Source organism: Candidatus Cloacimonadota bacterium (genome assembly GCA_016932035.1).
In the GTDB taxonomy this organism is placed as follows: domain Bacteria; phylum Cloacimonadota; class Cloacimonadia; order JGIOTU-2; family JGIOTU-2; genus Celaenobacter.
In genome coordinates, this window is record JAFGDR010000035.1 from 12,980 (window position 1) to 24,037 (window position 11,058).

Consider the following 11,058-nt stretch of genomic DNA (forward strand, 5'->3'; position numbering starts at 1 on the left):
CTCAATAAACCTTTATTTATGATACCAGCTCAGCAACTGTTTTACCGCGAAGCTTTGCAACTTCTTCATGTGATCTGAGAGCTTTGAGTGCGATCACTGTTGCTTTTACCATGTTGTGCTTTGTGCTTGAACCAAGAGATTTTGTCAGCACGTTTTCCACACCGGCTGCTTCAAGAATTGCACGTACGGGTCCACCTGCAATAACGCCTGTACCGGGTGCTGCCGGTTTGAGGAGGACTTTACTACCTCTGAATTTACCAACGATCATGTGAGGAATCGTACCGTTACGGATTGGGAATCCAAAAAGTGATTTTTTTGCTTTATCCTTGGCTTTGTTGATCGCGGGGATAACTTCATTAGCTTTTCCCATACCAACACCGACCTTACCGTTCTTATCACCAACAACAACAGTTGCATTAAAGCTGAAGTGTCTTCCACCTTTGATAACTTTGGCTACACGATTGGTATCAACGACCTGTTCGTATATTAATTCATCTTCATTACGTTCTCTTCGATCTTCCATTACAACACTCCTAAAATTCCAGACCGGCTTTTCGAGCACCTTCTGCAAGGGCTTTTACACGACCATGGTACTTGAAACCATTTCTATCAAAACTAACTTTTTTGATCTTCTTTTCAAGACATTTCTTTGCAAAGATCTCACCAATGAGTGCTGCTTTTTCAACCGGCTTCATTTCAGCTTTTACTTGTTCCTTGAATTCGGGGCTCAAGCTCGAAGCTGCGCAAATCGTGATACCTTTGTCATCGTCTATAAGCTGTGCGTATATATTCTTTAAACTTTTATAAACAGTGATTCTAGGTCGATCTGCAGTACCAGTTATCTTATTGCGGATAGCAACTTTGCGGCGATTTCTTAATAATATATTTTTCTTTACTTTTTTCTTCAACATACCTGCTCCTTATGCGCCTGCCCCACCAGCAACCTTACCGGGTTTGATATGGATATGCTCATCAGCATAACGGACACCTTTTCCTTTGTAAGATTCAGGGGGTTTTATATCACGAATAGCAGCACAGACAGCACCAAGCATTTCTTTATTATGACTACGAAAGTCGATGATCGCCTGCAGACCGGGAATAGTGCTTGCTTCTGCACGACCGATCTTCTCGATTTCCACTTTCACATCTTTCGGGATTTCAAAATACACATCATGAGAAAAGCCCAGGCTAAGCACAAGCCATTTACCGTTGATCTCTGCTTTATAACCGGTTCCAACGATCATGAGTTTTCTTAAATAGCCGTTAGACACACCTTCTACCATGTTTGCTACTAATGATCGGTTCAATCCGTGAAGGCTCTTCGTCTGCTTTTCATCATCTTTTCTTTCAATTACAGCTGTATTATCTTTTATCTTAATAGTGATTCCAGCGTTCAGATCTCGCTCAAGAGCTCCAAGCGGACCTGTTACTTTTACATGCTGACCTTTGATATCAACTTTTACGTTTTCAGGAATGACTATCGGTTCTTTTCCTATTCTGGACATTGAATACCCCTTTACCAAATTTTACAGATATACTCACCACCAACATTATATTTCCTGGCATCTCTATCTATGAGAACGCCTTTATTGGTGGAAAGGATTGCAATACCGATATGATTGAACACAACAGGAATATTTTTTGAATCAACGTAAACTCGTTTACCTGGTTTACTGACTTTTTCCAAGCCCTTGATAACAGATTCCAGATCGTTCACATAACGAAGATAGATCTTGATCTGTTCGAATTTTCGATTCTCTTCTTCTGATGGTTCAAGAATGACATATTTGGATATGAAATTCTCCTCATGAAGAATGCGAACAATATTCTTTTTTAAATTAGAAGAATCGATAACAACAGCATTTTTCTTCGCCTGGATTCCATTGCGAATAACAGTAAGCATTTGTGCGATTGGGTCAAAATTTGCCATAGATCCTCCGATTACCAGCTCGCTTTTTTAACGCCTGGAATCTTACCTTCCAAAGCTAGCTTTCTGAAGCATAATCTACAAATTCCGAAGTCTCGCAGATAGGCGCGAGGTCTTCCACACAGCTCACATCTATTATAATCTCGAACTTTGAATTTTTTTTCTCTTTTCGATTTAACAATCAACGCTTTACGTGCCATATATTTTCCTTAATAGTTTTATTTCTGAGCAAAGGGCATGCCAAGAGCTTTAAGAAGTGCAAAACCCTCTTCATCAGTTTTTGCTGATGTCACAAAAGTGATGTTCAAACCACGAACTTTATCTACTTTATCATAATCGATCTCAGGGAAAACGATCTGCTCTTTGACACCCAATGTATAATTACCGCGTCCGTCAAATCCGTGAGGAGAGATTCCATTGAAGTCACGAATTCGTGGAAGCACAATACTGATGAGTTTATCAACGAACTCATACATTTTCTCACCGCGAAGCGTGGTCATTGCTCCGATAGGCATTCCTTTTCGCAGTTTGAAATTCGAGATCGACTTTTTTGCATGTGTTATCACTGCATGCTGACCTGTGATCGTTTCGATTTCTTTACGTGCATTATCGAGTGAGGCTCTGTTTTCTGTTGCTTCGCCAACACCAATATTTACTGTCACCTTTTTCAGTTTCGGGACATCCATCACATTTGCCTGTTCAAGTTTTTTCTCGAGCTCAGGTATGATATCCTTTTTGAATTTATCTTGTAATCTACTCATTGTTCCTCGTTAGACCATATCACCGCATCTGGTGCAGTAACGAATTCTACTTTTATCTTCCAAAATTTTCATTCTGGGTTTTGAAGGTTTTCCGCATTTCGGGCATATAAATTGAACATTAGACACACTGATCGGTGCTTCCATTTCAATAACACCACCAGAAGGATTCTGCTGGGTTGGACGTTGGTGCTTTTTAATAAAGTTCACTTTTTCAACAATAACCTTATTCTTTTCAGGAAAAGACTTAAGCACAACACCTTCAACACCTTTATATTCACCTGAAATGACTCTTACTTTATCATCTTTTTTAATTCTCATATGAGACTCCTACACAACCTCTGGGGCAAGAGAAAGTATCTTCATGAATTTCTTTTCTCTTAATTCACGTGCAACCGGACCAAAAATACGTGTTCCTTTTGGTTCCATGATTTCATTAATGAGCACAACTGCATTATCACCAAAGCGAATATAGGAACCATCTGAACGGCGGACAGCATTCTTTGTACGCACGATCACTCCCCTATGAATACTGCCTTTTTTCACATCACTGTGAGGGATGGCAGATTTTACAGAAAGGGTAATAACATCACCAAGTCCAGCATAACGGCGGCGAGAACCACCTAATACTTTTATACATTTCACAACTTTTGCACCGGAATTATCTGCAACTTTAAGAACAGTCTCCTGCTGTATCATTGGAACTCCCTAATATCCTACTTACTTTTTTCAATGATCTCGATGAGTTTCCAACGTTTTGTCTTACTTACGGGCTGAAATTCTTCGATCTTTACTGTATCACCCGTATGAGCTTCGTTCTTCTCATCGTGCACATGAAAATTCTTATGTTTTCTAATATATTTTCCATAGAGTGGATGCTGAAATTTTCTTTCAACCTTCACTACAAGGGTTTTATCCATTTTATCACTCACGACAACACCGATACGTGTCGGTTTATGACGAGTTGAAACTTTTTCCTTATCCATTGAGACCTACTACTCTGCCTTTTTCTCTTGTTGTTGCTTTTCACGGATGATCGTTTTGACTCGAGCAATATCTTTTCGCACTTCGTGAAGCTTCCAGGGATTTTCCAATCTGTTCGTCACTTTTTGAAAACGAAGATTGAAATATTCTTCCTGGAGGTCACGCTCTTTCATTTCGAGTTCAGTCAAGTTCATTTCTCTGATTTCATTTGGTTTCAGCATATTAACCTCTCACCTCATCACGAGTTATGAATTTAGTTCTAACAGGAAGTTTATGTCCGCCGAGTTCAAGTGCTCTCTTTGCAATCTGCTCATCGACACCTTCAATTTCAAAAAGCACTCTTCCAGCTTTAACAACTGCAACCCAATATTCCGGAGCACCTTTTCCTTTTCCCATACGTGTTTCAGCAGGTTTAAGGGTGATTGGCTTGTCCGGGAATATCCTGATCCAGACCTTTCCCACTCTTTTCATATAGTGGGTAATCGCAATACGAGCAGCTTCGATCTGGCGTGCAGTTATCCATCCGTTTCCGAGTGTTACGAGACCGTACTGTCCAAAATCAAGCGAAGAACCTGCAAATGCTTTTCCGCGTCTTTTTCCGCGTTGCTGTTTACGATGTTTAACTTTCTTTGGCTGTAACATATATCAAGTACCTTACTATGATTGCTGATGCTCTTTTTGCATCAGTTCTCCCCTGCAGATCCACACTTTGATACCAATGATACCGTAACGGGTATGAGCTTCTGAGACTGCATAATCAATATCAGAACGAAGTGTGTGGAGGGGTGTTCGACCATCTTTATATTCTTCACTACGAGCAATTTCAGCACCATGAAGACGTCCGCTGGCTTTGATCTTGATGCCTTCCGCACCAGCTGCCATTGTACGTTCGATAGCTCTTTTCATTGCTCTACGATAGGAAATTCTATTTTCAATCTGACGAGCGATGTCCATACCGACAAGACGTGCATCGAGCTCGGGTTTTTTTACTTCCTGAACGTCGATTGCCAACTTCGCATAATCATCCTGTGTATTCATATTAAGAAATGTAATGAGCTCTTGTTTTACTTTTTCGATCTCAGCACCTTTTCTTCCAATAACAATACCAGGTCTAGCTGTATGGATAACCACAGTTAATTTATCACTTTTACGATATATTTCAATTTTTGAGATCATAGCATCAGATAATCTTTTACTCAAATAATCTTTAATGCGCATATCTTCATAAAATGTTTCGATATATTCTTTTCGGGTATTTGCGAACCAAACGGATTCCCAGTCTTTATTAAAGCCTAAACGAAAACCGATGGGATTAGTTTTTTGACCCAATGTGCCTCCTACGATTCCATTTCATCGGTTACGGACAGAGCAATATGATGAGTTCTTTTTGATATCATATCTGCTCGACCCATTGCACGAGAACGCCAGCGTTTCATGGTGATGCCCTCATCCACGGTGATCTTGTTTATAAATAATTTATCAATTTCTACTTTTCCTGATTTATTTGCAGCATTTGCAACTGCAGAGTCGAGGATTTTCAGGATACTGCGTGCTGCGCGTTTTTTTGAGAAGTTCAGGATATCCCGTGCTTCATCGACCTTTTTATTTCTTATCAAATCAGCAACAAGACGTACTTTACGAGCTGAACCTCTTTGGTTTTTTATCTTTGCACTCGCTTCCATATTAACCACGTTTCCTTGCAAGTTTTTCCTTCTTGTCCTTATGCCCACGGAACGTTCTTGTGGGAGAGAACTCACCGAGTTTATGCCCAACCATTGCTTCAGTTACAAATACAGGTACGAACTTCTTGCCGTTATGAACTGCAAATGTATGACCGACAAATTCGGGCATGACCGTAGAGCGACGGGACCAGGTTTTGATGACCTGTTTTTTATTCTGTTCATTCAACTTTTCTACTTTTAGCATCAAATGCTCATCGTAAAAGGGTCCTTTTTTGACTGACCTTGCCATTAAAAATCCTCCGCTTATTTACGTTTCTTCTTAATCACGTAGGGATCAGAATATTTCTTTTTCTTTCTGGTTTTGAATCCCTTTGCGGGAGTACCCCACGGAGAAACAGGATGACGACCACCAGATGATTTACCTTCACCACCACCCATTGGATGATCAACAGGATTCATAGCAACACCTCGTACGCGAGGGCGACGTCCAAGCCAGCGTTTTCTACCTGCTTTTCCATATGAAATTTTGGAATGATCAATATTACTGACTTGACCAACAGTTGCATAGCAGTCTGCTCGGAGAAGCTGAATTGTTCCGGAAGGCATCTTCACATGAACGTAATTACCTTCTTTTGCAACGACTTCTGCATTAACACCTGCACTTCTGGCGATTTGTGCACCACGACCGGGCTTAAATTCAATATTATGGATCATTGTACCGATTGGTATCTTCCTTATTGGAAGAGCGTTACCAGGTTTGATCTCTACATTTTCTCCGAGCATGATAACATCATTTACCTTTAATTTATCTGGTGCAATGATGTAGCGCTTTTCGCCATCAACATAGTGTAATAATGCAATACGGGCGGAACGATTCGGATCATACTCGATCGAGTGAACCCGAGCTACGATTCCTTGCTTATCATGTCTCTTAAAATCTATAATTCTATAAAAACGTTTATGACCACCCCCACGATGACGGATTGTTATCCTTCCCTGGTTGTTTCTTCCAGCATTTCTTTTTGCTGGTTCAAGCAGAGACTTTTCGGGTTTTTCCTTTGTAATCTCTTCAAAGGAGTAACCCGTATAATACCGTCTAGCGGGTGTAATAGCCTTATATTTCTTTAATGCCATGAATTACTACTCCATTTTTGGGATAGGTGTTAAAAACCTAACAGTTAATATTTTATGTCAATTAAAATAAGAAGTACTAAACATTTTTTACTGCATCACTTCAAATTCGCTTATAGATTCACCTTTAGCAAGATATACGATTGCTTTTTTCCAGTCAGATCTTCTACCTTGATAGCGTCCCAAATTCTTGGGTTTACCCTTATTTGTTATGGTGTTCACCTTGCGAACATGAACCTTGAAAATCTCTTCGACTGCTTTCTTGATCTCGATCTTATTTGCATCGATACGAACCTTGAAAAGGTAACCGCCTGCTTCTTCCTGAATATGTGTTCCCTTTTCAGTGATCATGGGATGAATAATTATTTCTCGTGCATCCTTACTCATTTGAACACCTCTTCCATCTTCTCTAATGCCTTTTCAGTGATGATCATATTGCTTGCATGAATGATCTCAAACGCATTCAGGTCCTCAGCTCTGATACTGGAAACATTCTTAATATTTTGAAGCGAACGAACCAGATTTAATTCATTATCCACCATCACAAATAAGCAACGCTTAAATTCGATCTTTGTTGCATTCAGTATATCCTGTGCAGTCTTAGTGCTTGGCTTCTCCATTACGATATCCTCGATAATTGCAACATTCTCTTTTCTGCTGCTGAGAGCCGACTTCAATGCAATACGTTTTTTCTTCTTAGGAATAGTTACAGTCCAATCTTTTGGTCTCGGTCCGAAAGCCACGCCGCCACCTACTCGTACAGGGCTTTTAGCACTCCCGGCTCTTGCACGACCGGTTCCTTTTTGACGATAGAGTTTTCTTGTGGAACCTTTTACTTCAGATCGTCCTTTGACACATGCCGTACCCTGACGCTGATTCTGCATGAGAGCAGTAACCACTTCATGGAGAACCGACTTATTGACTTCAATGCCAAAAAGCTCTTCTGGTAAAGTAACTTTTCCGATTTCTTCACCTGTTTTTGAATACTTTATTGCTTCCATAACAAACCTTTACTTCGTTTTTTGAATGAAAACGATACTATTTCTGTGACCCGGGACAGCGCCACGAACCATAAGAAGGTTTCTCTCTTCATCAATTTTATAAACTACGAGATTTTTAACTGTTACATTCTCATTTCCATATTGACCGGGCATCTTCTTTCCACGATGAATTCGCGAAGGGGTTGCACACATACCAACAGAGCCTGTTCCTCGGAAAATCTCATGTGTTCCGTGCGTTGCACTCTTACCATGAAAGTTATGACGCTTTATCACACCGGAAAAACCTTTACCTTTTGAGATTCCAGTCACATGAATTTTATCTCGTGGATTGAAAATATTCACTTTCACTTCCGAACCAAGAGTATAATTTTTCATTACATCATCTCTAACTCTGAATTCTTTCAAGACTTTGAATGCTGATACATCGTTTTTCTTGAAATGTCCCAACTGGGGCTTATTAAGTTCCTTTTCAGGAACATCTTCAAAACCGAGTTGAAGTGCAGAATAATTATCATTCTCGTTGGTTTTATGACTGGTAACCGTGCAAGGACCCGCTTTAATAAGCGTAACAGGGATCGAGTCACCATTCTCAGTGAACAATCGAGTCATTCCAATCTTTTTACCAATTATGCCTAACATTTTTTCTCCTAAAAATTTATAGTTGACTATAGATTAGGTTTTAATTTCAATATGAACGCCAGCAGGTATGTTCAAATTCTTAATTGCGTCCGTTGTTTTTGGGGTTGGGTTTTCTATGTCAATAATTCTCTTATAAATTCTCATTTCGAACTGTTCCCGAGACTTTTTATCAACATGGGGTGAACGCAAAACTGTGTAGATTCTTCTTCTGGTGGGGAGTGGAATAGGACCGACGATTTTTGCACCGGTTCCTTTTGTATTTCTGATAATCTCCACAACAGATTTATCCAGCAGAAAATGATCATACGCTTTTAATTTGATTCTTATCTTATTCATATCTCCTCAATTCTAATAACCGCGCATTTTGTTTATAATTTGATTTGAAATATTTTCAGGTACCATTTCATACTCTTTGAATTCCATTGAATAGGATGCTCTTCCCTGTGATGCAGATCGAAGAGCAGTTGTATATCCGAAGGTTTCACTTAATGGGACCAAACCGTTTAATATCTTTATCGAATCCTTATCTTTCACTTCTAAGATCTTGCCTCGACGGCTGTTAAGATCATTGATAACATTTCCCATATACTCCTCAGGGGTGATAATCGTGATGTCCATGATCGGCTCCATCAATGCAAATTTGGCATGTTGGAGTGCTTGAGAAAATGCCATCGATCCTGCAATTTTAAATGAAATCTCAGACGAATCTACTGGGCTATAAGAGCCACCGGTAACAGTTACTTTGATGTTCTCCATTCTGTTTCCGGTCAAAGGACCGCTTAAAGCTGCTTCAAGAACACCAGTTTTCAATGCTTGAAAATACTCTTTTGGAATATCCTCTTCAGAAGCTCGATTTTCTACTAAGATCTTACTCTTTGATTCATCTGCTTCTACAGCACATGGCTCGATCTGAAGTTTAACTTCTGCAAACTGCCCATGATCACCAATATTTCTCGAAAGCCTTGCTTCTCCATGAGCTTCATTAATGATCGTTTCCTTGTAATTGACACGAGGTTTACCAACATTGACATTGATCTTGAATTCACGTTTGAGTCTATCTACAAGGATATCAAGATGCAGTTCCCCCATTCCGTAAATAAGAGTCTGCCCCGTATCTTTATCTTCAGAAATAATATACGTTGGATCTTCCTCGAGAAGTCGTGGAAGGGTATCTTTCAGATTTTCTTGATCTGCTTTTGTTTTCGGTTCGATCGCGACAGACATGACTGGATCAGCAAAATTGATACGTTCAAGAAGAACAGGATTATGTAGTGCAGTTATGCTGTCTCCAGATACCGTTTCATTCAAACCAGCCACAGCAGAGATCTCACCAGCGCATAGGCAGTCAACATTGACCGACTTGTTTGCATGCATGTGCATGATCCTGGTGATCCTTTCCTTTTTCCCGGTATTGACATTCAGCACATGATCACCCTTATTGATGTTACCTGAATATGCTCTCAGGTACGTTAGCTTTCCGACATAGGGATTCACCTGTATCTTGAATGCAAGAGATGAGAAAGGCAAAGATTCATCGACCTTAATCTTCCTCTCTTCACCAGTTTCCTGGTCAACGGCAACAATCTCCGGAACATCAATAGGTGAAGGAAGATACTTCACAATCGCATCGATGAGCGGCTGAATGCCTTTATTCCTGAGTGCAGCTCCGCAGAGGACGGGTACAAATTCGCATGAGAGTGTCACTTTTCTCAATGAAACATCAATATCTTTATCAGTAATTTCCTCTTCATCGATATATTTTTGGAGCAACACTTCGTCGAATTCAGCTAATTTTTCTATAAGTTTCGCCCTACTCTCCGCAACGTTCTCTATCAGATCTTCATCGATTCTATCATCTTCGAGAGTAACGTTTGAAAATTCTAGTCCCATGTCATCTTTGTCATAGATGTATGCACTTTTATCTACAAGATTAATAAGACCGATAAATTCATCGTTATATATGATGGGAAGTTGTATCGGGTATGCATTGGGTTGGAGCTTTGTTCGAATGGTTTTGACCGCATAATCAAAGTCCGCACCGATCCGATCCAATTTATTGATGAAGGCAATTCTCGGGATATGATATCTATCCGCTTGATGCCATACTGTCTCGGATTGCGGTTCGACACCACCAACACCGCAGAAGATGACGACTGCTCCATCGAGTACTCGCAGTGAGCGCTCTACTTCAACGGTGAAGTCAACATGTCCTGGAGTATCAATAATATTGATCCTATTATCTTTCCAGTAACAGGTTGTTGCAGCGGAAGTTATCGTGATGCCGCGTTCCTTTTCCTGTACCATCCAATCCATTGTAGCAGTACCTTCGTGAACTTCTCCCATTTGGTGCACTATGCCTGTGTAGAACAAAATCCGTTCTGTGACGGTTGTCTTTCCTGCGTCAATATGAGCGATAAGCCCGATATTGCGTATGTCGTTCAGCGCATAGTGTTTTTGTTGCATAATTAAATTCTAAAGTGTGCAAATGCTTTGTTTGCCTCTGCCATTCTCCAGACTTCTTCGCGTTTTTTAATCGATGAACCTTCATTGTTATATGCAGCGATAAGTTCACCGGCTAATTTCTCGTCGATTGTCTTCTCATGGCGTTTACGAGCAAAATTAACAATCCATCTGAAAGCAAGAGCTTGCTGTCTTTCTTTGCTGACTTCCATTGGCACCTGGTAGTTTGCACCACCGATCCTGCGGGTTTTCACTTCGACCTTGGGTTTTACATTCTCAAGCGCTTGTTTGAAAACCTTGATGGGATCTTCCTGTGTCTTTTTCTGTATGATCTCCAGAGCGTGATAGAATTTACGTTCTGCAAGACTCTTCTTTCCGCGTACCATCATCTGATTAATGAATTTCGCAACGACGATATCGTCATATTTTGGATCGGGAAGTATTTGCCTTTTTTGAGCTTTCTTTCTTCTAGACAT

At 40.2% G+C, this 11,058-nt stretch carries 21 protein-coding genes; all 21 read right to left on the reverse strand.

Features of this window, described 5'->3' with window-relative positions; all coding sequences use genetic code 11:
• Positions 1-16: 16 nt before the first annotated feature.
• A complete protein-coding gene (rpsE, locus tag JW794_06135; GenBank protein ID MBN2017689.1) occupies positions 17-523 on the reverse strand; it encodes a 30S ribosomal protein S5 in 507 nt (168 codons plus the stop codon).
• Between the two features lie 10 nt (positions 524-533).
• Positions 534-911, reverse strand: coding sequence for a 50S ribosomal protein L18 (locus tag JW794_06140; protein ID MBN2017690.1), 378 nt, complete (start codon positions 909-911; stop codon positions 534-536).
• Positions 912-920: 9 nt separating this feature from the next.
• Entirely contained in the window at positions 921-1,505 is a 585-nt protein-coding gene (gene rplF / locus JW794_06145; GenBank protein MBN2017691.1) for a 50S ribosomal protein L6, read from the reverse strand.
• Between the two features lie 11 nt (positions 1,506-1,516).
• Complete coding sequence (rpsH, locus tag JW794_06150; GenBank protein MBN2017692.1) at positions 1,517-1,930, reverse strand: 30S ribosomal protein S8; 414 nt, start codon at positions 1,928-1,930, stop codon at positions 1,517-1,519.
• An 11-nt stretch (positions 1,931-1,941) separates the two neighbouring features.
• Positions 1,942-2,127, reverse strand: a complete 186-nt coding sequence (locus tag JW794_06155) for a type Z 30S ribosomal protein S14 (GenBank protein MBN2017693.1) — start codon at positions 2,125-2,127, stop codon at positions 1,942-1,944.
• A gap of 18 nt (positions 2,128-2,145) precedes the next feature.
• On the reverse strand, positions 2,146-2,688 hold the full coding sequence (gene rplE / locus JW794_06160; GenBank protein ID MBN2017694.1) for a 50S ribosomal protein L5: 543 nt from the start codon (positions 2,686-2,688) through the stop codon (positions 2,146-2,148).
• Between the two features lie 9 nt (positions 2,689-2,697).
• Positions 2,698-3,006 (reverse strand): 50S ribosomal protein L24, encoded by a 309-nt coding sequence (locus JW794_06165; protein ID MBN2017695.1) that lies wholly within the window; start codon positions 3,004-3,006, stop codon positions 2,698-2,700.
• A gap of 9 nt (positions 3,007-3,015) precedes the next feature.
• Entirely contained in the window at positions 3,016-3,384 is a 369-nt protein-coding gene (gene rplN, locus JW794_06170) for a 50S ribosomal protein L14 (protein MBN2017696.1), read from the reverse strand.
• Between the two features lie 17 nt (positions 3,385-3,401).
• Positions 3,402-3,671 (reverse strand): 30S ribosomal protein S17, encoded by a 270-nt coding sequence (gene rpsQ / locus JW794_06175; GenBank protein MBN2017697.1) that lies wholly within the window; start codon positions 3,669-3,671, stop codon positions 3,402-3,404.
• Positions 3,672-3,680: 9 nt separating this feature from the next.
• Entirely contained in the window at positions 3,681-3,887 is a 207-nt protein-coding gene (gene rpmC / locus JW794_06180) for a 50S ribosomal protein L29 (GenBank protein MBN2017698.1), read from the reverse strand.
• Between the two features lie 4 nt (positions 3,888-3,891).
• Complete coding sequence (rplP, locus tag JW794_06185; GenBank protein ID MBN2017699.1) at positions 3,892-4,311, reverse strand: 50S ribosomal protein L16; 420 nt, start codon at positions 4,309-4,311, stop codon at positions 3,892-3,894.
• Between the two features lie 15 nt (positions 4,312-4,326).
• Complete coding sequence (rpsC, locus tag JW794_06190; protein ID MBN2017700.1) at positions 4,327-4,998, reverse strand: 30S ribosomal protein S3; 672 nt, start codon at positions 4,996-4,998, stop codon at positions 4,327-4,329.
• 8 nt (positions 4,999-5,006) lie between these two features.
• The gene (rplV, locus tag JW794_06195; protein ID MBN2017701.1) at positions 5,007-5,351 is read right to left on the reverse strand and encodes a 50S ribosomal protein L22; all 345 of its coding nucleotides are present in this window, start codon (positions 5,349-5,351) and stop codon (positions 5,007-5,009) included.
• A gap of 1 nt (position 5,352) precedes the next feature.
• Positions 5,353-5,640, reverse strand: a complete 288-nt coding sequence (gene rpsS, locus JW794_06200; GenBank protein ID MBN2017702.1) for a 30S ribosomal protein S19 — start codon at positions 5,638-5,640, stop codon at positions 5,353-5,355.
• Positions 5,641-5,654: 14 nt separating this feature from the next.
• The gene (gene rplB, locus JW794_06205) at positions 5,655-6,485 is read right to left on the reverse strand and encodes a 50S ribosomal protein L2 (protein ID MBN2017703.1); all 831 of its coding nucleotides are present in this window, start codon (positions 6,483-6,485) and stop codon (positions 5,655-5,657) included.
• A gap of 87 nt (positions 6,486-6,572) precedes the next feature.
• Complete coding sequence (gene rplW, locus JW794_06210) at positions 6,573-6,869, reverse strand: 50S ribosomal protein L23 (GenBank protein ID MBN2017704.1); 297 nt, start codon at positions 6,867-6,869, stop codon at positions 6,573-6,575.
• Positions 6,866-7,483, reverse strand: a complete 618-nt coding sequence (gene rplD / locus JW794_06215; GenBank protein ID MBN2017705.1) for a 50S ribosomal protein L4 — start codon at positions 7,481-7,483, stop codon at positions 6,866-6,868. Before rplD ends, rplW begins: the two co-directional genes overlap by 4 nt.
• A 9-nt stretch (positions 7,484-7,492) precedes the next feature.
• The gene (gene rplC / locus JW794_06220; GenBank protein MBN2017706.1) at positions 7,493-8,122 is read right to left on the reverse strand and encodes a 50S ribosomal protein L3; all 630 of its coding nucleotides are present in this window, start codon (positions 8,120-8,122) and stop codon (positions 7,493-7,495) included.
• 33 nt (positions 8,123-8,155) lie between these two features.
• Positions 8,156-8,458, reverse strand: a complete 303-nt coding sequence (gene rpsJ, locus JW794_06225; protein MBN2017707.1) for a 30S ribosomal protein S10 — start codon at positions 8,456-8,458, stop codon at positions 8,156-8,158.
• Between the two features lie 12 nt (positions 8,459-8,470).
• A complete protein-coding gene (gene fusA, locus JW794_06230) occupies positions 8,471-10,585 on the reverse strand; it encodes an elongation factor G (protein MBN2017708.1) in 2,115 nt (704 codons plus the stop codon).
• Between the two features lie 2 nt (positions 10,586-10,587).
• The gene (gene rpsG / locus JW794_06235; protein MBN2017709.1) at positions 10,588-11,058 is read right to left on the reverse strand and encodes a 30S ribosomal protein S7; all 471 of its coding nucleotides are present in this window, start codon (positions 11,056-11,058) and stop codon (positions 10,588-10,590) included.